General features: G+C 72.0%; 20 protein-coding genes. 13 read left to right on the forward strand and 7 right to left on the reverse strand.

What is annotated here, in order from left to right:
* Positions 1-134: 134 nt before the first annotated feature.
* From ACWD04_RS06245 to ACWD04_RS06285, 9 genes are all read left to right on the forward strand, one after another.
* The gene (locus tag ACWD04_RS06245; RefSeq protein WP_451128661.1) at positions 135-1,310 is read left to right on the forward strand and encodes a glycosyltransferase family 4 protein; all 1,176 of its coding nucleotides are present in this window, start codon (positions 135-137) and stop codon (positions 1,308-1,310) included.
* On the forward strand, positions 1,307-2,800 hold the full coding sequence (locus ACWD04_RS06250) for a sugar transferase (RefSeq protein WP_451128663.1): 1,494 nt from the start codon (positions 1,307-1,309) through the stop codon (positions 2,798-2,800). The genes ACWD04_RS06245 and ACWD04_RS06250 overlap by 4 nt, the downstream gene beginning before the upstream one ends.
* A gap of 3 nt (positions 2,801-2,803) precedes the next feature.
* The gene (locus ACWD04_RS06255) at positions 2,804-4,165 is read left to right on the forward strand and encodes an O-antigen ligase family protein (RefSeq protein WP_451128665.1); all 1,362 of its coding nucleotides are present in this window, start codon (positions 2,804-2,806) and stop codon (positions 4,163-4,165) included.
* Positions 4,162-5,778, forward strand: a complete 1,617-nt coding sequence (locus tag ACWD04_RS06260) for a lipid II flippase MurJ (protein WP_451128667.1) — start codon at positions 4,162-4,164, stop codon at positions 5,776-5,778. Before ACWD04_RS06255 ends, ACWD04_RS06260 begins: the two co-directional genes overlap by 4 nt.
* Positions 5,768-6,538: a polysaccharide deacetylase family protein gene (locus tag ACWD04_RS06265; RefSeq protein WP_451128669.1), complete on the forward strand. Its 771-nt coding sequence runs from the start codon at positions 5,768-5,770 to the stop codon at positions 6,536-6,538. Before ACWD04_RS06260 ends, ACWD04_RS06265 begins: the two co-directional genes overlap by 11 nt.
* Positions 6,535-7,686 (forward strand): glycosyltransferase, encoded by a 1,152-nt coding sequence (locus ACWD04_RS06270; RefSeq protein ID WP_451128671.1) that lies wholly within the window; start codon positions 6,535-6,537, stop codon positions 7,684-7,686. Before ACWD04_RS06265 ends, ACWD04_RS06270 begins: the two co-directional genes overlap by 4 nt.
* Complete coding sequence (locus ACWD04_RS06275) at positions 7,683-8,351, forward strand: YveK family protein (protein ID WP_451128673.1); 669 nt, start codon at positions 7,683-7,685, stop codon at positions 8,349-8,351. The genes ACWD04_RS06270 and ACWD04_RS06275 overlap by 4 nt, the downstream gene beginning before the upstream one ends.
* Positions 8,348-9,514, forward strand: coding sequence for a GNAT family N-acetyltransferase (locus tag ACWD04_RS06280; RefSeq protein WP_451128675.1), 1,167 nt, complete (start codon positions 8,348-8,350; stop codon positions 9,512-9,514). Before ACWD04_RS06275 ends, ACWD04_RS06280 begins: the two co-directional genes overlap by 4 nt.
* Positions 9,515-9,625: 111 nt before the next feature.
* Complete coding sequence (locus tag ACWD04_RS06285; RefSeq protein WP_451128677.1) at positions 9,626-9,907, forward strand: chaplin; 282 nt, start codon at positions 9,626-9,628, stop codon at positions 9,905-9,907.
* A gap of 94 nt (positions 9,908-10,001) precedes the next feature.
* On the opposite strand, the gene ACWD04_RS06290 is transcribed toward ACWD04_RS06285, so the two are convergent.
* Positions 10,002-10,862: a tyrosinase family protein gene (locus tag ACWD04_RS06290; protein ID WP_451128679.1), complete on the reverse strand. Its 861-nt coding sequence runs from the start codon at positions 10,860-10,862 to the stop codon at positions 10,002-10,004.
* Between the two features lie 19 nt (positions 10,863-10,881).
* On the reverse strand, positions 10,882-11,355 hold the full coding sequence (locus ACWD04_RS06295) for a tyrosinase family oxidase copper chaperone (protein WP_451128681.1): 474 nt from the start codon (positions 11,353-11,355) through the stop codon (positions 10,882-10,884).
* A gap of 191 nt (positions 11,356-11,546) precedes the next feature.
* Here ACWD04_RS06295 and ACWD04_RS06300 point away from each other — a divergent pair, with 191 nt between their 5' ends.
* Positions 11,547-12,836 (forward strand): cytochrome P450, encoded by a 1,290-nt coding sequence (locus ACWD04_RS06300; RefSeq protein WP_451128683.1) that lies wholly within the window; start codon positions 11,547-11,549, stop codon positions 12,834-12,836.
* 110 nt (positions 12,837-12,946) lie between these two features.
* Positions 12,947-14,110: a glycoside hydrolase family 26 protein gene (locus tag ACWD04_RS06305; protein ID WP_451128685.1), complete on the forward strand. Its 1,164-nt coding sequence runs from the start codon at positions 12,947-12,949 to the stop codon at positions 14,108-14,110.
* Between the two features lie 175 nt (positions 14,111-14,285).
* Here ACWD04_RS06305 and ACWD04_RS06310 read toward each other — a convergent pair whose 3' ends face one another.
* The gene (locus tag ACWD04_RS06310; RefSeq protein ID WP_451128687.1) at positions 14,286-15,680 is read right to left on the reverse strand and encodes a hypothetical protein; all 1,395 of its coding nucleotides are present in this window, start codon (positions 15,678-15,680) and stop codon (positions 14,286-14,288) included.
* Positions 15,681-15,845: 165 nt separating this feature from the next.
* On the opposite strand from ACWD04_RS06310, the gene ACWD04_RS06315 reads away from it, so the two are divergent.
* Positions 15,846-17,111 carry a molybdopterin-dependent oxidoreductase gene (locus ACWD04_RS06315; protein WP_451128689.1) on the forward strand — a complete coding sequence of 422 codons (1,266 nt, stop codon included), beginning with the start codon at positions 15,846-15,848 and terminating at the stop codon, positions 17,109-17,111.
* Between the two features lie 310 nt (positions 17,112-17,421).
* On the opposite strand, the gene ACWD04_RS06320 is transcribed toward ACWD04_RS06315, so the two are convergent.
* The 4 genes from ACWD04_RS06320 to ACWD04_RS06335 form a co-directional block, all read right to left on the reverse strand.
* The gene (locus ACWD04_RS06320; protein ID WP_451128691.1) at positions 17,422-18,204 is read right to left on the reverse strand and encodes a class I SAM-dependent methyltransferase; all 783 of its coding nucleotides are present in this window, start codon (positions 18,202-18,204) and stop codon (positions 17,422-17,424) included.
* Complete coding sequence (locus tag ACWD04_RS06325) at positions 18,201-18,860, reverse strand: TIGR04282 family arsenosugar biosynthesis glycosyltransferase (RefSeq protein WP_451128693.1); 660 nt, start codon at positions 18,858-18,860, stop codon at positions 18,201-18,203. The genes ACWD04_RS06320 and ACWD04_RS06325 overlap by 4 nt, the downstream gene beginning before the upstream one ends.
* Positions 18,857-19,609, reverse strand: a complete 753-nt coding sequence (locus ACWD04_RS06330) for a glycosyltransferase family 2 protein (protein ID WP_451128695.1) — start codon at positions 19,607-19,609, stop codon at positions 18,857-18,859. Before ACWD04_RS06330 ends, ACWD04_RS06325 begins: the two co-directional genes overlap by 4 nt.
* Before the next feature lie 145 nt (positions 19,610-19,754).
* Positions 19,755-20,924, reverse strand: coding sequence for an NAD-dependent epimerase/dehydratase family protein (locus ACWD04_RS06335; RefSeq protein ID WP_451128697.1), 1,170 nt, complete (start codon positions 20,922-20,924; stop codon positions 19,755-19,757).
* Positions 20,925-21,214: 290 nt separating this feature from the next.
* Here ACWD04_RS06335 and dhaK point away from each other — a divergent pair, with 290 nt between their 5' ends.
* Positions 21,215-22,201 carry a dihydroxyacetone kinase subunit DhaK gene (gene dhaK / locus ACWD04_RS06340; protein WP_451128699.1) on the forward strand — a complete coding sequence of 329 codons (987 nt, stop codon included), beginning with the start codon at positions 21,215-21,217 and terminating at the stop codon, positions 22,199-22,201.
* Positions 22,202-22,236 lie beyond the last annotated feature (35 nt).

Here is a 22,236-nt window from a genome sequence, read left to right on the forward strand (position 1 = left end):
GTCATGCGTGTTTTCGCACGCACGGTCTGCCACAGTGCATTTCGGTTTTACCCACTTGATCTCCGCCTCCCCATCCCTATCCGCCGACGTTTACGCGAACCAGATCTTCGGGGGCATGTGAAAGAGAGCCGTGAGTGCTGCAGATGAGTTGCACCGACGAAAGCCGGCTGACGGTCCTCCACCTGGTCCAGCCGGTGGAGGGAGGAGTCGCACGCGTCGTGACCGACCTCGTCGCGGCTCAGGTCCGGGCAGGGCTGCGGCCCGTCGTGGCCTGCCCGCCCGACGGACCTCTGACGGCCGGGGCATCCGCCGCCGGGGCCCGGGTGTGCGCCTGGCCGGCGGAACGCGCACCCGGCCCCGGTCTGGGCCGGGAGGTCCTCACGGCGAGCCGTCTGATCCGCGCGTGTGCTCCCGACGTGGTCCATGCGCACAGCGCCAAGGCAGGGCTCGCCGGGCGCCTGGCCGTGCGCGGCCGGGTTCCGACGGTGTTCCAGCCGCACGCCTGGTCGTTCGAGGCCTTGGAGGGCCAGGCGGCCGGACTGGCCAGGGTGTGGGAACGGCTCGGTGCGCGATGGAGCGACCGCATCGTCTGCGTCAGCGAGTCCGAACGCCGGGCGGGTCAGCGTGCGGGCATCTCGGCGCGCTGGTCGGTGATCCACAACGGCATCGACCTCGGCCGCTTCCGGCCTGCCCGCGAGGGCGCCTCCGCGTCGGCCCGCGCCTCGCTTCCGCTGCTCCAGGGCACCCCGGCCGGCGTGCCGCTCGTCGTGTGTGTCGGACGCCTGAGCCGGCAGAAGGGCCAGGACGTGCTGCTACGGGCCTGGCGGACGGCAGCGGTGGGCGGTGCGCGGCTGGTCCTGGTCGGCGACGGGCCGTACGGGGACGAGCTGCGGCGCACCGCGCCCCCCGGTGTGCTGTTCATGGGGGCCAGCACCGATGTGCGGCCCTGGATCCACGCGGCGGACCTGCTGGTTCTCCCTTCGCGCTGGGAGGGGATGGCGCTGGCCCCCCTCGAAGCCATGGCCTGCGGCACGCCCGTACTGATGACCGACGTCAACGGGGCCAGGGAGAGCCTGCCGCCCGGTCATCTGCCCTACTGCCTGGTGCCGCCCGAGGACCCCACGGCCCTCGCCGCAGCGCTGACCACACTGCTGAGCGACCCGGCGCTGCGGACGGAGCTGGGCCGCACCGCGCAGAGCCGCACCCGGTCGGTCTTCGACGTGACGAAGACCGCCGGAGCGGTCCTGCAGCTCTACCAGGAACTTGTCGGCCAGTCCCGCCCCACGACGAGGAAGCGCACCGAGCGATGACGACGGAGAGTGCACCTGTTCCCCGAGCCGCCCAGGCAACCGCCGTACGGCACGCGGCTTCCGCGATCCGGCCGCCACGCAGCGGCAGTCAGGGCGGCGCTCCGGACTCCCGGGCCGCCGGAGGCATCAGGTACCGGCGGGCGCCGGCGATGCTCGTGGCCTCCGACGTGTTCGCGCTCGGTCTGGCCGTGACCCTGGTCGCCCCCGCACCGTGGCCACCGGTCGCCTTTCTCCTGCAGGCCGCCGTCCAGCTCCTCCTGCACGCCTATCGGGGCCTCTACCGCACCAGGCTCTCCCCGTCCGCCCTGGCGGAACTGCCCGCGCTGGCCGGGCTGACCGCGGTCCAGTGGTACGTCGTCGCCGAGGCGGTGTCCGCCCACGACCCGCTCCGCGCCGCCGGGTGGGTGGCGCTCGGCTGCGCGGCAGGTGTCCAGACCCTGGTGTGCTTCGGCGCACGCGCACTCGTCCACCGGTCCCGGCTCTGGTCGGCCGCACGTGATCCGCAGTCCACCCTGGTGGTGGGTGACGGTCCGGTCGCCGACCGGGTCGTCACCGTTCTGCAGGAGCACACGCGGTACGGGATGCGGCCGGTCGGCCGGGTGGTGGGCGCCGGCACGGAGACGGACGAGACGGTGGAAGCGCCGTCCGGCGAAGCGCCGCTGCCGGTCCTCGCGTCGGTGCAGGACGCCGGCCGGGCCATGGTCCAGAACTCCGTACGGCACGCCGTCTTCACCGCGCCGCCCGAGACCGCGCCCGACGGGGCGGAACTCCTCTCGCTGTTCTCGCGACACGACTGCCGGGTGTGGCTGATCACCGATCAGGGAATGGTCGCGCGGAGCCGGCCCACGCCCCGGCCGGACCATGTGTGGGGATTCGCGGCGCACCCGCTGCACGCCGGACCGCACCGTCCGGTGGCTCGCCGGGTGAAGCGGGCCATGGACGCCGTCCTGGCCTCGGTCGCCCTGGTCGCGGCGTCCCCTGTGATGGCCGCCTGCGCCCTCGCCGTACGCGCGTGCGACGGCCCGGGCGTCATCTTCCGTCAGGAGCGGATCGGCGGACACGGACGGCCGTTCGTCCTGCTGAAGTTCCGCACCCTGCGCCCGGCCGACGCGCACGAGTCGGCCACCCGGTGGAACGTGGCGGCGGACCGGCGCATGAGCCGTGTCGGCAGGCTGCTGCGCAGGACGTCGCTCGATGAGCTGCCGCAGCTGTGGAACGTCGTGCGCGGCGACATGAGCCTGGTCGGCCCGCGCCCCGAACGCCCTTTTTTCGTCCAGCAGTTCAGTCGGATGCATCCCGGTTACCGGAACCGGCACCGGATGCCCGTCGGCATCACGGGTCTGGCCCAGGTTCACGGCCTGCGGGGCGACACCTCGATCGAGGACCGGGCCCGGTTCGACAACCGGTACATCGAGACATGGTCGCTGTGGCAGGACATGTGCGTGCTGGCGCGCACGGCCGGCTCGGTGTTCCGGCTCGGAGGCAGCTGACCCGTGACACTCACCGTGACCGCGGCGCGCGCACTGCCGACCGCGCCGGAGGAGACGCCCCCGCGCGAGTGGCGCCGTCGATGGCCGCTGCTGCCGCTGCTCGCGACCGTTCTGCTCGTGGGCGTACCGTCCGACGGCGCAGGTGCCGGGGCCGTCTTCGGCGTACCGGCGGCCGATCTCCTCTCCGGTGTGGCCGTCCTCGCCTGCGCGGGCCGCCTGGTGTTCCTGCGGCGGCGGCCGCTCACACCGGCCGCGGCGGTGGTACTGGGGCTGCCGGCCGTGGGCCTCGCCCTGGCCACGGTCACCGCCGCGGACCCTGTGGCGGCGCTGCCGGGATTCGTGCGGTACCTGCAGATCTTCGTCCTGGTGCCGGCCGCCGTCCTCCTCCTGGTCAGGGATGCCTGGGGGTTCCGGGCCGTCACGGGCGCGCTCTTCCTGCTGGCGGCCGTCCAGGGTGTGACAGGTGTCCACCAGTACGTCACCGGCTCCGGCGCCTCCTACATGGGGCAGGACATCCGCGCGGTCGGCACGTTCGGCCCCGGCGATGTGATGGGCATGGCGACGGTCGTCGGCTACGGGCTGGTCGCGGCCACCGTGTACGCGCTCCGCGCCCCCGCCGGAACCCCTCGTCGGCTGAAGCCGTGGGCTCCCCTCGCCGCCGCGCTGCTGGTCGTCCCGCTCACGCTGTCGTTCAGCCGGGGGGCGTGGATCGCGACGGCAGCGGGGGTCCTCGCCGTGGTCGCGCTGACCGGACTCCGGCAGGCGGTCCGCGCGGCGGCGGTGCTGGGGGCGGCCGGAGTCGTCCTGGTCGGTGGTTTCGGCGTCGGGTCCGAGATGATCTCGCAGCGGCTCACCAGCATCACCGAGGTGACCAGCGCCCCCGACCGGTCGGTCAACGACCGCTACACCATGTGGGCCGCCGCGGCGGGCATGTGGCGCGAGCAGCCCGCGACCGGGGTCGGCCTGAAGGGCTTCCCGGCGCACCGGGACGGGCACGCCTCGATCGGGCTCTCTGCCGGAAGTGACACGGCGGGGGCCGGGCAGGAGTTCCGTAAGCAGCCGCTGCTCTCCCCCCACAACATGTATCTGCTGGTACTCAGCGAGCAGGGACTCATCGGCTTCACCGCCCTGGTCGGCTCCTGGGCGGCGCTCCTGGCCGGCGGGGTGCGCAGACTGGTCCTCGCCCGGGCCGGAAGAGCCGCGGCCGTCGACTGCGGTCTCGCCGCCGTCGGGCTGACAACCTGGCAGACGGTCGACTTCCTGTACGCGGACATCGGCGGGCCCTCCACCGTCCTGACCGGGATCGTGTTCGGCCTCGCCGCGTGGTGGGCGCTGGCGGAGCCGGAAAGGACGAGTGCCACGTGAGCGGGACCGCCACGGATCCGGCCGCGCAGGCGCCGGTCACGGGAACACCCAAGCATGGTGTTCCGTTACGTCCCGGGCCCTTTCTGGCCCGGACGGCGGTCGGCGCCGCCGGGCTGACCGTGATCGCCGCCCTGCTGGGGCTCGTCCGGGACCAGGCCATCGCCCGGTTCTTCGGTGCCAGTCACGCCAGCGACGCCTTCCTGATCGCCTGGACGGTGCCGGAGATGGCGGCCACGCTGCTGATCGAGGACGGCATGGCTCTGCTGCTCGTGCCGGCGTTCAGCCTGGCACTGACGCGGCGTGCCTCCGGCGGTCACGCACAGGACCCGGTCCGCGTCCTGGTGGCCGACACCCTTCCCCGGCTGTTCGCCGCGCTGGCCTGTGCGGGCGGGCTGCTGATCTGGGGCGCCCCTTGGGCCGTCGGCATCCTGGCGCCCGGCCTGGACGACCCACGGCTCGCGGAGGACTGCACGCGTCTGACGGCCGTCACGGTCCTCACCTTCGGCGTCACGGGGTACTTCAGCGCCGCGTTGCGGGCGCACGGCCGGTTCCTGGCACCGGCCGGTGTCTACATCGCGTACAACATCGGCATCATCGGCATGACCTTGGCACTGCACTCCGTCTGGGGTGTGCGCGCCGCGGCCGCGGGGGTCGCGGTCGGCAGCCTGCTGATGATCCTCACCCTGCTGCCCGCATTCGTACGGCTGATGCCGGGGCGTGGCGGGAAACGGGCGGCGCGGGAGCGGGGTTCCGCCCTTCTCGGAGCGACGGTCCTGGCGCCGGTCGTCCTGTTCGTGGTGAGCCGTCAGTCGCAGGTCTTCGTCGAGCGGTTCCTCGCCTCGTCCCTGCCGGACGGGGCCATCTCCCATCTCAACTACGCGCAGAAGGTCGCGCAGCTGCCGATGGTGCTGTCCATGATGATCTGCACGGTGACCTTCCCCGTCGTCGCGCGGGCCATGGCGGCCGGGGACCGGGAGGGCGCCCGGCAGCGGGTGGAGCGCGATCTCGCCCTGGCCGGGACCGTGGTGCTGCTGGGCACGGCGACAGTGCTCGGCTGCGCGCCCCACATCATCGAAGTCCTCTTCCAGCGCGGGGCCTTCGACGCCGCTGACACCGCCGCCACGGCCGGTGTCATGCGGGTCTACGCGCTCGGGCTGCTCGGTCACACGCTGGTCGGCGCCCTGTGCCGGCCGTTCTTCTCGGCCGGCCGGCCCACCTGGTATCCGCTCGGCGCTATGGGCGCCGGACTGCTGGTCACCACCGCCGCGGGGCTGCTCCTGACCGGGCCGTTCGGCGTCAAGGGCATCGCGGCCGCCAATGCCTTCGGCATCAGCACGGCCGCCCTGCTGATGCTCCTGGGGCTGGGCTCGCGGGCGGTCGCCGTACGGGCCGGGGCCGTCGCCCTCTCCCTTGCCCGGCCGGTGGCCGCCGCGGCGGTCGCCGCGGCCGCCGGCCGGCTGGCCACGGACCTGGTGCCCGGGCCGGTGGCGGGTCTGGCGGCCGGCTGCCTTCTCGTACCCACGGCGTTCCTTCTCACCGGGCTCGCGCTCCGAGCCCCCGAAGCCGTTCATCTACTGGCTCTCATCCGACAGAGGTTCCCCCATGCCCGCTGACACCTCGGCACCCCGTGTCCGTGCGCTTCCCCTCCGGTCCCTGCCGTGGATCCTGACGTATCACTCGGTCTGCGATCCCACGGACGATCCGTACGGCATCACCGTCTCCGCCGACCGTCTGGACGAGCAGCTGACCTGGCTGCGGCTCCGGGGACTGTCCGGCGTGGGGGTGACGGCGCTGCTGCGTGGACGGGCCGCCGGGAAGCGAGGGCTGGTCGGGCTCACGTTCGACGACGGGTACGCCGACTTCCTCGACGAGGCCCTCCCGGTGCTGCTCGCCCACGGTTGCACGGCGACGGTGTTCGTCCTGCCGGGCCGGCCCGGCGGCTCCAACGCCTGGGACCCGCTCGGCCCACGAAGACCGCTGCTGACCGATGAGGGCATCCGTACCGTCGCCGCGGCGGGTATGGAGGTCGGCTCGCACGGGATGCTCCACCGGGATCTCACGGAGCTGTCCGACGAGGAGCTGCGCCAGGAGACGCACGGCAGCCGGGAAGCGTTGCACCGCATCCTCCGGCAGACGCCCTCCGGCTTCTGCTACCCCTACGGCACGGCCGACCGGCGGGTGGTGGAGTCCGTACGGGAGGCGGGATACACCTACGGGTGCGCCCTGGCTCCCGGCTCCCTCTCAGGACCGCTCGCCCTTCCCCGCACGCATGTCAGCCACGCCGACCGAGGTGCGCGCCTGCGCGCCAAGGAGGTACGGCACCGGCTGCGGCACCGTTCCGCCGGTGAGGCCGGGCCGGGTGTCGCCGGGTGAAGGCGCTGCACGTGATCACCGGCCTCGGCGTCGGCGGGGCCGAGCAGCAGTTGCGTCTGCTGCTGCGTCATCTGCCGGTGCACTGCGATGTCGTGACGCTCACCAACCCGGGAGCGGTCGCGGAGGGACTGCGCGCCGACGGCGTCGGTGTCCGGCATCTGGGGATGAGGAGCAACCGGGACCTCGCCGCCGTCCCCCGGCTGGCCCGCCTCATCCGCCGCGGTGCGTACGACCTCGTGCACACGCATCTCTACCGGGCCTGTGTCTACGGCCGGATCGCGGCGCGCCTCGCCGGGACCACCGTGGTGTCGACGGAGCATTCGCTGGGGCGCGCGGAGATCGAGGGGCGGCCGCTCACCCGCGGTACCCGGGAGCTCTATCTGCGCACCGAGCGCCTCGGGGCGGCGACGGTCGCCGTCTCCGACACGGTCGCGGGCAGGCTGCGCGACTGGGGTGTGCCGGCCGCCCGGATCCATACCGTTCCCAACGGCATCGATGTGGCGGCCTTCCGCTTCGACGGCGCGCAACGGCGCGCCACACGGTCCCTGCTGGGTCTTCCCGACGGGGCCTTCGTGGTGGGGGGCGTGGGCAGGCTGGTTCCCGGCAAACGCTTCGACCTGTTGATCCGCGCCGTCGCCGGCCTCCCCGGTGCCTGGCTCGTACTGGCCGGGGACGGGCCGGAGGCCGTGCCGCTGCGCACGCTCGCCACCCGGCTCGGTGTGACCGGCCGGGTCAGGTTCCTCGGCGAGTGCGGCACCACGGGCGCGGCCCCCGGCATCCCCGCGGTGCTCAGCGCCGTCGACACGTTCGTCTCGGCGTCCCGTGAGGAGTCCTTCGGTCTCGCCGTCGTCGAGGCCCTGGCCGCGGGGCTGCCCGTGGTGCACGCGGCCTGTCCCGCCATCGAGGATCTCCCGTCCGGCCGGGTACCGGGCGCCACCCGTATCGGATCCGCCTCCGGCGCGACCGATCCCACGAGTGAGCTGACGGCCGCTCTGCGGCGCCGCATGGAGAGCGGCACCCACAGGCTGCCGCCGCCTCCCGCCGTGGACCACTACGACATCAGGCTCAGCAGTCGGCGCCTCCTGGACGTTTACGCACAGGCCGTCGGCACCGCCACAGTTCCCCCGACCGAGAGAGCGAAGCCATGACCGAGTCGCCCGAGCAGCAGCCTGCCGTCCCTGGACGGTGGCGCAGGCGCCGCCCCGCATTCGTACGGCCCAGTTGGTGGCCACTGCCCGTCGGCGTCCTGCTCGGAGCCGCCTGCGGATTCTCGTACGGAATGCTCGCCCAGCCCGAGTACGCGGCGACCAGCTACGCGATGGTCACCGCCGGCAAGGACATCGACCCTGCCGCGGCTCTGGGATACGCGCAGTCGTACGGCCGCCTCGCCACCAGCGACGCCACCCTCACCTACGCCAAGGGGGCAGCGGGGGAACCCGTTCGCGAACTGCGCACGCATGTACGGTCCGAGACCTCCCCCGATTCGCCCATGATCACGGTCACCGGTACGTCGGCCGACCGGGACCGTGCCGCGGACATCGCCAACGCGGTGACCGAGGCGGTGGTCGTCAGCAGCGGGCACGTCGCGAAGGACACCGGTGTGAAGCTGATCAAGTTCTCGCACGCCGTGCCGCCCGTCGACCCTGCCTCCCCCTCCGCGCCGCTCGGCACGGCCGTGGGCGCCAGCGCGGGCGGACTGGTCGGCGGACTGGCCCTGCTCGTCCGCCCCCGCCCCGGACACCGAGGTGTCACCGCCCAGGTCCCGGCACCCGCCCAGGGCGGCGCCGCCGACGAACGGGAGCTCGTGCGATGAACAACGGCCTTCACGGGCGGCTCGCCGTCACCCTCTGCCGGGATCTGCCGGATTTCGCGGACCTCGCCGCCGAGTGGGACGCGCTGCACCGCCGCTGCCCCACCGCCACGCCGTTCCAAAGCCATGCGTGGCTCCACTCGTGGTGGCTCTCCTACGGAACTCCCGGCCGGCTGCGCGTCGTTCTGGCGCGCCGGGGCGGGCGTCTGATCGGCGCGGCGCCGCTCATGCTCGTGCACCGCCCGATGCCCCTGCTGGTGCCGATGGGCGGCGCGATCTCCGACTTCTCCGACATCCTGGTGGACGGCGAGGACACCCGGGCAGCGGTCACCGCGCTCGAGCGCGGGCTCCACCGGGCGGCCGCGCACACGGTCGTGGACCTGCGGGAGGTACGGCCCGACGCCTCGGCACACCTGCTGTTCGAGGCATGGTCCGGCGCCCGGAGCAGCCGCACGGACTCGACCAGCATGGAACTGCCGGCCGAGCCGATCGACATCCTCATCGGGCGGATGACCCGTTCACGCGCCCAGCGGACCCGGGCCAAGCTGCGCCGGATCGACGCGCTGGGCATCGAGTGCCGCGCGACGCCGGTCCACCGGGTGGCGGGCGCGATCGGCACCATGCTGCGGCTGCACGAGCTCCAGTGGCTCGACAGGGGGGTCACCCCGGAGCACCTACGGCCCCGCTTCTGCGCGCACCTGGTGCGATCCGCCCGCCGGATGATGCGCGACGGCGAGGCCTCGGTCAGGGAGTTCCTGCTCGACGGGGAGGTGGTGGCCGCCGACCTGTCGTTCCGGTCCACGCAGCTGACCGGAGGCTATCTCTACGGGGCCGATCCACGGCTCAGGGAGCGGAAGGTGGATGTCTCCTCGATGCTGCTGCGCGAGCTCGCGCGGGAGTCCGAGGGCCTGGACCGCGGTGTGCTGAGTCTGCTGCGCGGCTCGGAGCAGTACAAGAATCACTGGGGCCCCTCCGTTGTCGTCAACCAGCGCCTCCTGCTGGCCCGTTCCTCGCTGGAGCCGCTGCTGCGGCTGCGCGAGACGCAGGTGACCGCACGGGACCGGGTGGCGGAAACGGTGAAGTCCCGTTTTCCCGCAGCGCGGGACTGGCGTGGTCTGCTGAGGGAGCTCCCGTCGGCCGGGCTCGCGGCCATCGGCCGGAGTTGAGCCGGGAAGACGAGTTCTGAGCCGATCCGTTACCGTCTGCCGCGTTCCGCGTTGTCAGGGCGAACCGGCCGCACGCTCGGCAGCCGGTCTCGAAGCTTCCAAGGAGAACTGATGTCGCGTATCTCGAAGGTGGCCGCCGTCATGGCAGGTACTGGTGCCCTGATCGCCGGCGGTGCCGGCATGGCTACCGCCGACGCCGGCGCGGAGGCCGTCGCAGCGCACTCCCCCGGTGTCCTTTCGGGCAACGCTGTCCAGGTGCCCGTCCACATCCCGGTCAACGTGTGCGGCAACACGGTGAACGTGATCGCCCTGCTGAACCCGGCGTTCGGCAACACCTGTGCGAACGTGTCGGACAGCCACGAGGACGAGGTCGAGCAGGGCTACGACCACTGATCTCTCCCGCAGCGCCCTCCGGGCCTCCCCTCTCCGCTTCCGGGCGGCGGGGGGAGGCCCGGGCCCGTCCCGGGCCCGTCCCGGGCGGCACGGCTCAGGCGTACCGGTAGAGCCGGGAGTGGTCCATGAGCTGAGAGGGCGCCACGTCCCATGGGGGCATCGGCTGATCGAGTGCGAAGATCCGGTCCCGCTGCGGATCGTCGGCGGGGAGCGCGCGGGCCGGCAGGTAGCGGGAGCCGGGATGCGCCTTCTGCCAGCGGACCCACAGCAGGTCGATGAAAGCATGATGCAGCCAGAAGACCGGGTCGTCGGGCGACGCCGCGCCCGCCATGGACCCGCCGACCCAGCGGTGCACCCGGTTGTGGTTGGCGAGACCGGGGCCCCCTCTGATGTTCCAGCCCTCGATCCTGTTCCGGAAGCCGGTGGTGCTGACGCTGTTCCAGGGCGCGGCGTCGTACACCGGATCACTCAGCGCGCGGTCCACGTCCGCCGCGCCGGGCAGGGTGACGGGCGCGGAGGGCCGGCCGAAGTTACGCCGCAGGAAGGCGTCGTCGGTGACGCCTGCGCGGATGTGCCAGTTCCCCTGCCGGTAGGCGAACGGCCCGGTCATGACCTGCCGGTCGCCCGGCCTGCCGTTACCGCCGAGGAAGTCCTCAGCCCAGAGGGAGGCGCCCGGTGTGCTGTCCCGCGTCCAGTCCCAGTACGGGATCGACACACGGGAGTCGACGGCCTGCAGAGCCTCCTCGAATTCCAGCAGGTACCTGCGGTGCCAGGGGAAGAAGGACGGGGTCATATGGGCGGCCCGTGGTCTGCCTTCGGCGTCGGTGACGTAGTACTGCCGGTGCAGGGTGACGAAGTCGTCGTAGCGTCCCGAGCGTTTGAGCTCCAGGATCGCGTCGACCAGACGTTTCTTCTCGGTGCGCGTGAGGTCTCGTTGATTCTTTCGGCTGTACACCCGTGCTCGTCCTTAGGGCTCAGATGGTGTGCGGGGAGACTGTTGCCAACTGTGTGGTGCCGAGTTCGTCGACCGCCGCGCGCGCCGTCGCGAGGAGCGTAGGGAACGACTCGTAGTGGTTGACGGCGCTGAGATAGCTCCCGTCCGCGCGCCTCATCACATGCAGCGCCCTCCCGTCGACGCGGACGTCGATGCCGGGCGCCGCAGCGACGGCTCCGGCCTCACCGGCGTACGACTGTGCCCCGGCCGCTACGACGGCCGTGACCGTGCCCCGGATCTCGCGCCCCTTGTACAGCTCGGAGAACCGCTCGGGCCCCACGGCGTCACGTTCCTGGCTACGGTCTCCAGGGCCCGGGCCTTCGAGGAGGATCGGCGCGAGTGCGCCTCCGGTGCCGGCGATCACGACCGCGGTGAAGCCGGTGCGCAGCACCGCGCGGCGGGCCGGCCGCGGGGGCCCGGCCGGCTCCGTGTGCGTGCCGGTGGTCGGATTCATGGTGGGTGTACCTCCCTCGTGTCCGCTTCTGCGAGGTATCTCGCTCGAGTGGGCAACGAGACGGGGCGCGAACAGTTCTCATCCACAGGGCATCACGCGACCGTGGGAATTCTCCGGCCGGTCCGGCCGTGTCAGCCGCTCGGCGCCGCCCGCCGGGCCAGCATGGCCGTCCGAACTCCCGGAGGTTGTGCATGAACGCGCCGACGCAGGTGCCCACCGACCGTGTGCGAGAGACGGCTGGGGCCGATCTGGCCGATCCGGCGTTCTGGCGGCTGCCACGGCCCGAGCGGCTGTCCGCGTTCGCCCGGCTGCGGAAACTCGACGCACCGGTCCTCTTCACCCCCCGTACGGGGTCGCGCACACCGTTCTACGCGTTGGTGAAGCACGCGGACGTGAGAGCGGCCAGCCGGCAGCCACAGGTCTTCGCCAGCGCCCCCGGTGCCACCGTCCCGGAGCCGGCGCCCTGGGCCAAGGCGTTGTTCGGCAACTCCATGGTGAACATGGACGGCGCCGAGCACGCGGGCCTGCGCAGGACCATCTCCCGGGCCTTCACGCCCAGGCTGCTCGCCGCCGCCGAGGAGAACATCGGCGCTGTCGCCCGGCGGCTGGTGGACGAGATGATCGTCGAGGGCCCGGGGGACTTCATGCGTGCGTCACCCTCCCGTATGCCGTTCGAGGTCATCTGCGACCTGATGGGCATCCCTGTACGCCATCGGGCCCGCATCGCCGCGCGCATCGACCGGGCCTCGGAGTACGTCGGGGTCCGGCGCCGTGGCCGCGCCCGATTGCGGGTCCCGGGGCGCGGCCTGCGCTCACTTGCCCGCATGCAGTGGGACATGGCGGGCATCGCCAGGGAGCGGCGCCGGGCCCCGGCGGACGATGTGATCTCGGCGCTCGTCCGCGCGGATGTCGGCGGACAGGCCCTGTCCTCGCGTCAGCTCGGCGCGTTCTTCTCACTGCTGCTCGTCGCCGGTGTGGAGACCACCCGGAACGCGATCGCCCACGGGATGGTCCTGCTGACCGCGCATCCGGAGCAGCGCGCCCTCCTGGAGTCCGACTTCGACCGCTACGCCGACGGCGCGGTCGACGAGATCGTCCGTCACTCGACGCCGATCATCCAGTTCCGCCGGACGGTGGTGGCCGAATGCGCGCTCGGCGGCCACACCTTTCTTCCCGGGGAGAAAGTCGTACTCCTTTATGCGTCCGCGAACCGGGACCCGGCCGTCTTCGACGACCCGGATTCCTTCGATATCACCCGGTCGCCGAATACGCACCTCGGATACGGCGGTGGAGGTCCTCACCACTGCCTGGGGGCGCATCTGGCGAAGCTGGAGATGAAGGCGCTCTTCCGCGAGATGCTCACACGGCTGGAAGGTGTCCGGACCTCGGGCGAACCCGGTCTGGTCGATTCGAATTTCGACAACCGGGTCAACTTCCTTCCCTACACCTTCGGAAAGGTCCACCCGAACGGCGGGCTCTGAACCTGCGCGGCTCACGAATGGTCTATTCACGGGCGGCCCACAATCCATTGTTGAACATTTCTCCTTAGTGTCGAAAGGGTCGGATCCAAGCCGTAACCCAAGGAGGAGCCGTGCCCGTGAAGCGCCGTCTCATTGATTTCGGCATCGGCGCGACCGCGCTCTGCCTCCTCGTCGGCGGCGTGGTCCTCGCCGACCACGACACCGCGGACACCCAGGCAGGCAAGGGCGCCGCCCGGAGGGGCGCGGAGCCGCCCTCGACGACCGCCGTCGGCGCCTATCTGGACTACGGGCCGGAAGGTGTGCAGCGAATGGGCGAGCTGTCCCGCTGGCTCGGCGGTACGGAACTGCGTGTCGGGCACAGCTACCTGCCGGGCGACGTGTGGGAGAACATCGAGGGCCGACCCGGCTTCCTCGCCTCGTGGGCGGCCTGGCGGAAGGCGGCCGAGGACCGGATGTTCGTACTCAACACGCCGATGCTGGAGCGGAATGAGGAGCGTGTCTCCGACGAAGAGGTGCGCGGCCTGCTGCGGGCAGGCGCCGAGGGCCGATTCGACGAGCACTTCCGCAGACTGGCCGAGCGTCTGGTCCTGCTGGGTGTCCCGGACACGGTGATCGTCCTCGGCTGGGAGATGAACGGCACGACGTACACGCACCGGTGCGGACCCGACCCCACCGCCTGGAAGGCGTACTGGAGCCGCATCGTCACCGCGATGCGGTCCGTGTCCGGCCAGGAGTTCCGTTTCGACTTCGCACCGAGCAGGGGGCGGGACGCCGTGCCCTGGACGGAGTGCTATCCGGGCGACGACGTCGTGGACATCATCGGCATGGACTCCTACGACCAGCCTCCGGCCCGGACCTTCGACGAGCAGGTGAACGAGCCCTACGGCCTGCAGAAGCAGGTCGACTTCGCGGCCGAGCACGGCAAACCGATCTCGTTCCCCGAGTGGGGGCTGTTCCGCAACGGCGACAACCCCGCGTACATGCGCCGCATGCTGGAGTGGATCGAGCGGCACAAGCCGTTGTACCAGACGATCACGGACTACTGCCCGCACGGGGTGTGGCAGTGCGCCGAGAACCCCCGGTCCTCCCAGGTGTTCCGCGAGATGCTGAGCGCGCTACCGGACGCCACCGGGCCCTCGGCGCCGGAGTCCGGCGAGCAGACGCCGACGGTGCCCGCACCGGTGCCGAGCGAGCCCGGATGGTGCATCACCCTTGCGCTGAGCGACTGGTTCGGCCAGTGGCTGAGCGACCGCGAACTCTGTCCGGGCGACTGAGGGTCGCGCTCCGGCGACGTCACATCCGCGGCGGCCGCTCCGTCGTGGAGTCAGGAAGCGCGATCGAAGGAGCAGCACACGCGGGCAGCGGTGGCAGGCGGAACCGGGGGGGCCGGCCGGGGAGAACGACGGACCCCGCCCCGAGCACCTGCCGGGGCCGGTGTCCCGGCATCGTTCACCAGCCGGTCCACAGCAGGTGGTTGATCAGCAGGGCGACGACCGCCTGGGCGGTCAGCCACCCACGCCGGTCGATGTCCGGAAGCAGGGCGGCGGCGGGCATGAGCCACACGACGAAGGGCTGCCAGATGCGTTCCGTCTCCGCCTTGCTCATACCGGACAGGTCCGCGACGGCCAGGGCCAAGAACGCGGCCAGGGTGAGGACCACCAGCCGTTGGGTGGCCGATGCCGAGCCTGAACGCAGTCCGCGTACGGCGGCGGGGACGGACACCGCCGTACGTCTCAGACCGGCGACGGTGGCGAGTCCCGCGGCCAGAGTGGTGCAGGCGAGGTTCGCCCAGATCCAGTAGGAGTAGGGGCGGGTCCCGCCCGCGCCCTGGTAGTAGCGCTCGACCAGCAGATGGTAGGCCTCCCACCAGTTGAAGCCCGCCAGGGTGAAGGCCACGGGTGCGACCAGCACGCCGAGCGCGAGGAGGCCGAGAGGCCGGGCCGTCCGGGTCAGCACGAGGACGGCTGCCATCAGCGCCGCGACGAGTGTCAGACCATAACTGAGATAGCAGGTCAGCCCGAACAGCAGTCCGGATCCCAGCGCCGCGGCTGCCGGGTGCCGGGCCGTGCGGGTCGCGGCGAGAGCCAGCAGTGCGACGGACCACGCCGCGACGGCGGCGAAGTAGCCGTCCGCCGAGGTGCCGGTCCAGACGGCGAAGGGGGCCAGGACGAGGAACGGAGCCGCGCGCCGCGCGAGGTGTTCGCCCGTCAGAGCACGCAGCGCGACCATGACGGCCACCGCGGCGGAGCCGCCGAGCACGATGCACCACGTGCCCGCCCAGGCGCCACCCCCGAACCCGGCACGGTCCAGGCCGACGAAGGTGAGCGTGGCGCCCGGCGGGTGCCCTGCGACGTGAGCCGGCCAGTTGCCCGGAGGACCGATCACGATGTGGTCCGTGAAACCGCGCAGGGCGGCGCCGATGTCATCGAAACGGTCGATCACACGCAGGTACTCGTGCTTGGTGGTCAGCCTGCGTGCGACCCCCCGGTACCAGCCCTCGATGAGGGCGAGCGAGAGGATCCACGCCACCGAGCCGGCCCAGCAGGTCAGCAGCAGCCGCCGCCAGGGGAGCCTGGACAAGAGCCGTGGCCCGTACGCGACGCCCCCCAGCGCCACCGCCACGGCGGCCGGAGTACCGGGGCCGAGATGCGGGTCCCAGGAGGCCAGGAGAGGCGGCCAGTGGACCTGCAGGCTGCCGTCACCCTCCTGGATCACCCATCCGACCGCTATGGCCACGGCCACCAGCGCCGCCCCCGCCGCGGCGGCCGTCAGATCCCGACGGCGACCGGCGGGCCCGGTGGACTCAGAGGGCTGGATGCGGTCGCTGCGCTGCTCGGTCGTCACGCGGGCACGCTACGCATCGACGGAGTCCAGCGAGCGGTGCGACGCCGCCGTGTCACACAACCCCCAGATCCAGCAGCGGGTCGGTTGTCGGGCAAGGGCCGGCGTCGGACTTTCGTCAGGAGTCGTACCCCGTGCGGAGCGGCGTCCCCGGCATAACGTCGGCACATGGGCCACACACGTCAGCGGACCGGTGCACACCTTCCCTCCGTTCCCCTTCCCTCCGAGCCCGCCTTCTGGCGCAGTCCGGTGCGCGGGGTCCGGTTCACGGCCGTACTCGGTCTGGTACTCCTCGCCGGTATCACCCTGATGTTCGTGACCGGCCTCCTGTCGTACGCGGCGTACAACCCGGATCTCGCCGCCGTGAACGACAAGACACCGGGCAAGGGGTGGCTGGGCTTCTACCTTTTCGACTGGCCCACGGGGCCCCACTGGCTGTACCGGCTGACCCAAGGAACTCACGTCACCCTCGGCATCGTCCTCTTCCCCGTCCTGCTGGCGAAGCTGTGGTCGGTGATCCCGAAGCTCTTCGCACTGCCGCCGGCGCGCTCAGCCGCGCATGCCCTGGAGCGTCTGTCGCTGCTGCTGCTGGTGGGCGGAGCGCTCTTCGAGTGGGTCACGGGCCTGCTCAACATCCAGTTGGAGTACGTCTTCCCCGGATCCTTCTACTCGCTGCACTTCTACGGAGCATGGGTCTTCTTCGCCGCGTTCCTCACCCATGCGTGCCTGAAGCTCCCACGGGCTCTCAGGGTCCTGCGCCACGGCATCCCCTCGACGGAGCGCGACGAACTGGCCTCTGCGCGTCCCGCCGCGCCGACCGTCTCCCGGCGCGGTGCCCTGGTCGTGGTGGGCGGGGCGTCGCTGCTCCTCCTGGTCACCTCCGTCGGCCGAAATTTCGACGGCGGGATGCGGCGGACCGCCCTGCTGACCCCGCGCGGCGGCGCCGAACCCGGTCCGGGCCCCAATGGCTTCCAGATCAACAAGACGGCCGCGAAGGTGGGCATCAGGCCGGCCGAGACAGGCGAGCGCTGGCGGCTCACCGTCATCGGACCGTCCGGGGAGGTCCACCTGTCCCGGACGGAACTGCTGGCCATGGAGCAACACAGCGCGGCGCTGCCCATCGCCTGTGTGGAGGGCTGGTCGACATCCGATCAGTGGTGGCGTGGGGTCCGCCTGCGCGATCTCGCCGCGCTCGCCGGCTTCCCCGAAGGACCACCGGGGGTGCTGGTGGAGTCCCTCCAGCGCGGCGGGCCCTTCCGGACGGTGGCGCTCCGGAGCAACCAGGTGCGCGACCCGCGCTCACTGCTGGCACTGGGTGTCAACGGTGAGGATCTGTCACCGGATCACGGCTATCCGGCGCGCGTCATCGTGCCGGCCGCCCCCGGCGTGATGAATACCAAATGGGTGAGCCGCCTGACGTTCGGAGAGCCGTGATGAGGGTTGTGCGCCGCTGGTACGGGCAAGGGCCGCTGCACATGCTGCTGATGGTCTCGTCGTTCGCCCTCACGGGTTACGCGGGGGTGCGGCTGCTCGACGGGGACACGCTCATGATCCTGGTGTGGTTCGTGGGCGCCGCGTTCGTGCACGACCTGGTGCTGCTGCCGTTGTACTCGGCGGCGGACCGGGCGCTGCGGGTCCCCCTCGCGCGACGGCCCGGGCTGGTCAACTCCGTACGCGTGCCGCTACTCCTGTCCGGGCTGCTCCTTTTGATGTGGTTCCCCCTGATCACGCGGCAAGCGGAGCGCTACGAGCCGGCGAGCGGGATGTCGCCCGACAGATTCGTGGGCAACTGGCTGCTTATCACGGCCACGCTGTTCGCCCTGTCGGCGCTCCGGCTCGTCGTACGGACCGTCCGGGCGCGTCGCAGGGCGAGGAACGGACGGCCGTCGGCCTCCCACTGATCCACGGGCTTCCAGTCCTCCGGCGGCGCGTACCCGAGCAGCGCGGACACGCCGACACGGGCCCAGGGGAAGGGGGGTGCCGCACCGGCGTGTCCGCTGCCGTCGTCGAGACGCACCTGGACCTGCTCGTCCACATCGAGGGGTGCGGCCTCCGCGATGAGCAGTCCCCCCGGCGCCAGCACGGCGGCGACCCGACGGAGCAGGGCCCGGGGGTCGCCGCCGATTCCGATGTTGCCGTCGATGAGCAGGGCGGTTCCCCAGCGGCCTTCGCCGGGCAGCAGCTCGAACACGCTGCGGCGGAGCGCCGGGCCGCCGATCCGCTGGGTGCGCCCGATGGCGGCCTCACTCACGTCGATGCCCAGCGCGCGGTGTCCACGGGCGGCCAGCGCGGCGACCAGCCTTCCGGGTCCGCAGCCGATGTCGATGACCGGCCCCTCGCTGCGGCGGAGTGCCGACAGGTCGGCGGCGTCGGCGTCTCCGCACCAGCGTTCGATGTCCAGTGGCAGCAGCCACCCGTCCTTCCGCCGGAGGAAGAGGGGTCCCCGGCCCTGGCTCAGCGCCCGCGCGTACGGATCTGCCGCCCAGGGGGCGGAGCCCCGGCCGGCCGGTGGCAGCACCGTACTCATCGGACCACCGCCCCGCCGAGGCGGGAGAGGGCGGCGGCGAACCGACCGTGGGGCGCGGTCGCGGCGACGCGCAGCGCGTCCTCGGCGGTGTCCACGTCGCGGAGCGGCGGCAGGTCCCGAACGGTGAGGCCCGCGTCCGTCAGGCGCGCCCGCTGGAGTCCGCCCGTGCCAGGGAGGGACATCGGCACGCCCCGTACGAGGCCGGGGTCGGGGGCGGCCAGGCCCAGAGCCCAGAAGCCTCCGTCCTCGGCCGGCCCGAACCAGGCGTCGCAGCCGTCCCAGCCCCCCGGGGAGAGCGCGGGCGCCAGCAGGGCCGAGGTGATCTGCGGGGTGTCCATTCCGATGAGGAGGGCCGGTCCGGCGCATGCGCCGAACGCCGCCGCAATGCGTTCGTCGAGGGTGCCCGCCCTCTGCGGCACTACGTCGAAGCCCCGCGGCATCCAGGGCCCGGGACTCCCTTCGAGAACCAGGACTCGTCGCAGCGCAGGCAGGATGAGCACGGTCCGCAGGGTGTCTTCGAGCGCCGCGGCTGCGAGCTCCGCGGCTTCGCCGGGACTGAACGGCGGTGTGAGGCGCGTCTTGACCCGGCCGGGAACCGGCTCCTTGGCGATGACCAGCAACGTCGTCGCTCCGTCATGGGGTGCACGTGCACTCATCGGGGCACTCCCGCCCGGACGCTCGGCGGGGCCCCGGACTCCGGCTGCCGCAGGACGGCGCGCATGTCCCGCACCGCGTGCCAGGTCCCGCGCCAGGTGCCGGTGACCTTGGACCTGCCTGTCCGGGGCAGGTACGGCACGTCCCTCTCGGCGACGCGCAGTCCGGCGTCCGAGGCGCGCACCACCATCTCCAACGGGTAGCCGCTGCGACGGTCCGTCAGCTCGAGCGCCAGCAGCACCTCCCTGCGCACGGCCCGCATCGGACCGAGGTCGTGCAGCCGCAGGCCGGTACGGTGACGGATCATCCTGGACAGGGCGATGTTGCCCGCTCTGGCATGCAGGGGCCATGCGCCGCGGGCCGTGGGGCGGCGTCGGCCGAGGAGCAGGTCGCTCTCCCCTTCGGCGATCCTCCGGACGAACCCGGGGAGCAGCGCGGGGTCGAGCGAACCGTCGCAGTCACAGAAGCAGACGTACTCCGCCTCGGCGGCGAGCAGCCCCGCGTCGCAGGCGGAGCCGAAGCCGCGGCGCGGTTCGTGCACGACGGTCGCGCCGAGCGAGCGGGCGATGGCCGCCGACCCGTCGGTGGATCCGTTGTCGACGACGATGGCTCGCCACCCGTCCGGTACGCGGGCCAGCACCCGGGGCAGAGCGTCGGCCTCGTCGAGGCAGGGGAGGACGATGTCGGCGCGGACGGGGTCGGCGGATTCAGCCGGTGAAGAGTGGGTCACGCCGATCACCCTACGGACCATAAACCGACATTTCGGGCTTCAGGTTCTTGCGAAACGTGGACGTCGACCGTGTGGCCGCCGCAGACCGTCCGCGATCTGCCGAAGGCAACGGTGCATGTGCGACGGCCGCGCGACAAGGTCGAGGCCGCCCCTGCCCGGGCCTGCCTCATCCAGACCGCGCGGGGCGTGGGTTACCGCATGGATCTGCCGGACCACGACGCTCCCGGGAACTGCACACATGGCCGCCCTGAGTACCCGGTTTCCCGACGCTCCGCAGGGGCGCCGTGGCGAATTCCCGCATACCCGCGCCGAACTCCGTCGTCGGCTTCCAGCCGAGCTCTTCGCGGAGGCGTCGCGAATCCGCGGTCACATGACGGACGTCCCCGAGCCGGTACTCGCCGGTGACGACGGGAGCCGGACCGCCGTGGGCCGAGGACAGGGCCCAGGCCATCTCGCCGATGGTGTGCGGTGTGCCGCTTCCCGTGTTGTAGGCGTCGAAGGTGCCTGGTTCCCGCTCCCCCAGCGCCGCCAGCGCTACGGCGTTGGCCGCCGCCACGTCCCGTACGTGCACGAAGTCGCGCCGCTGGCGGCCGTCCTCGAACACCCTGGGGGCCTCGCCCCGGGCCAGTGCCGAACGGAAGAAGGACGCGACGCCGGCGTACGGGGTGTCTCGCGGCATCCCCGGGCCGTACACGTTGTGATAGCGCAGCGCGACGGCCCGGCCGCCGGCCGAGCGTGCCCAGGCTGCGGCCAGGTGTTCCTGTGCGAGCTTCGTATCCGCGTACACGTTGCGCGGGTCGCCGGCCGCCTCCTCGGTCACCAGGCCTGGCACGAGCTCCGCGCCGCATGTGGGACAGTGCGGCTCGAACCGGCCTGCGTCGAGGTCGGCCACGGCCCTGGGACCGGGTCTGACGGAGCCGTGCCGGGGACACTCGTAACGCCCCTCGCCGTAGACCACCATCGAGCCGGCGAGCACGAGGTCCCGGACCCCGGCCGCCGCCATCTCGGCGAGCAGCACCGCGGTGCCGAGATCGTTGCATCCGACGTACTCCGGCGCATCCGCGAAGTCCCTGCCGAGACCGACCATCGCCGCCTGATGGCACACGGCGTCGACCCCGGACAACGCTCCGGCCACCGCCTCCCGGTCCCGTACGTCCGCGACGATCGTCCGGACTTCGGGCGGCAGGTGGCCGGCCGACGGGGTGCCGGCCCCGGCCGGTCCGTGCGCGGAGGGCAGCAGTGCGTCGAGGACCACGGGCTCGTGCCCGCCGGAGGCGAGAGTCCGGACGACGTATGACCCGATGAACCCGGCTCCGCCGGTGACCAGTACACGCATGGCCGCCACGCTAGGCCTCCCGGAGACGGGAAAGGCGGTGCGGCACGCCCACGTCACGGGACCGTGAGACCTGGGCGGTCCGGCGGCATGTCCCGGGCGGCGGCCTGGGCGCAGACCGCCTGCGACGGCGCGCAGGGGGCTGTCCCTCCGACGCGTCGCTTCCCGATCGCCATGGTCTCTTCGATACTGGTGCCGTACGCACTTGAGACAAGAGGATCGATTCACGCCGTTGGCAGGTCGGTACCCTCGGCCGGCTGTCACGCTCTCCCCAGGAGGAACCCTTGCGTCGCATGCTCATCAACGTGCCGGAGACCGTCGTCGCCGACGGACTCCGCGGTATGGCGGCCGCCCATCCGGACCTCGTCGTGGACGTCGAGAACCGTCTCGTCGTCCGGCGTGACGCCCCGGTGACCGGGAAGGTGGGGCTCGTGTCCGGTGGTGGATCCGGGCACGAGCCGCTGCACGCCGGGTTCGTCGGGCCCGGCATGCTGTCGGCGGCGTGTCCCGGGGAGGTCTTCACCTCGCCGGTGCCCGATCAGATGGTGCGGGCGGCCGCCGCGGTGGACAGCGGCGCGGGCGTGCTGTTCATCGTCAAGAACTACACCGGGGACGTGCTGAACTTCGACATGGCCGCCGAGCTCGCCGAGGACGAGGGCATCCAGGTCGCCCGGGTCCTGGTCGACGACGACGTGGCGGTGGCCGACAGCACGTTCACGGCTGGCCGGCGCGGCACCGGGGCGACGCTGTTCGTCGAGAAGATCGCCGGCGCCCTCGCCGACGAGGGTGCGCCGCTGGAGCGGGTGGAGTCCCTGGCCCGTCGGGTGATCGAGTCCTCGGGGAGCTTCGGGGTGGCGCTCAGCTCCGTCACCACTCCGGCGAAGGGCACACCGACGTTCGATCTGCCCGCAGGTGAACTGGAATTGGGTATCGGTATCCACGGCGAGCCCGGCCGGGAGCGCCGCCCGATGATGACGTCCGGGGAGATCGCCGACGTCGCCGTCCACGCGGTGCTGGAGGATCTGCGGCCCAGCGGCCCTGTCCTGGTGCTGGTCAACGGGATGGGCGCGACACCGCTGCTGGAGCTGTACGGGTTCAATGCCGAGGTGCAGCGGGTGCTGTCGGAGCGAGGCGTGACGGTGGCTCGTACGCTGGTGGGCAACTATGTGACGTCGCTCGACATGGCAGGGTGTTCGGTGACGCTCTGCCAGGTGGACGAGGAGATGGTGCGGCTCTGGGACGCTCCGGTACAGACACCCACGCTCCGCTGGGGCCGGTGAACGGACTTTCCACCGTGTGTGAGGAACAGGAGATC

The sequence above is a fragment of the Streptomyces sp. NPDC002911 genome (genome assembly GCF_053591835.1).

Bases quoted from the DNA above. Each gene is read 5' to 3' on its own strand.
- ACWD04_RS06265 (WP_451128669.1), top strand. From the start codon at position 5,768: ATGCCCGCTGACACCTCGGCACCCCGTGTCCGTGCGCTTCCCCTCCGG.
- ACWD04_RS06315 (WP_451128689.1), top strand. From the start codon at position 15,846: ATGGGCCACACACGTCAGCGGACCGGTGCACACCTTCCCTCCGTTCCC.
- ACWD04_RS06285 (WP_451128677.1), top strand. From the start codon at position 9,626: ATGTCGCGTATCTCGAAGGTGGCCGCCGTCATGGCAGGTACTGGTGCC.
- ACWD04_RS06330 (WP_451128695.1), bottom strand. From the start codon at position 19,609: ATGGTCCGTAGGGTGATCGGCGTGACCCACTCTTCACCGGCTGAATCC.
- ACWD04_RS06280 (WP_451128675.1), top strand. From the start codon at position 8,348: ATGAACAACGGCCTTCACGGGCGGCTCGCCGTCACCCTCTGCCGGGAT.
- ACWD04_RS06335 (WP_451128697.1), bottom strand. From the start codon at position 20,924: ATGCGTGTACTGGTCACCGGCGGAGCCGGGTTCATCGGGTCATACGTC.
- ACWD04_RS06295 (WP_451128681.1), bottom strand. From the start codon at position 11,355: ATGAATCCGACCACCGGCACGCACACGGAGCCGGCCGGGCCCCCGCGG.
- ACWD04_RS06275 (WP_451128673.1), top strand. From the start codon at position 7,683: ATGACCGAGTCGCCCGAGCAGCAGCCTGCCGTCCCTGGACGGTGGCGC.
- ACWD04_RS06300 (WP_451128683.1), top strand. From the start codon at position 11,547: ATGAACGCGCCGACGCAGGTGCCCACCGACCGTGTGCGAGAGACGGCT.
- ACWD04_RS06250 (WP_451128663.1), top strand. From the start codon at position 1,307: ATGACGACGGAGAGTGCACCTGTTCCCCGAGCCGCCCAGGCAACCGCC.
- ACWD04_RS06320 (WP_451128691.1), bottom strand. From the start codon at position 18,204: ATGAGTACGGTGCTGCCACCGGCCGGCCGGGGCTCCGCCCCCTGGGCG.
- ACWD04_RS06325 (WP_451128693.1), bottom strand. From the start codon at position 18,860: ATGAGTGCACGTGCACCCCATGACGGAGCGACGACGTTGCTGGTCATC.
- dhaK (WP_451128699.1), top strand. From the start codon at position 21,215: ATGCTCATCAACGTGCCGGAGACCGTCGTCGCCGACGGACTCCGCGGT.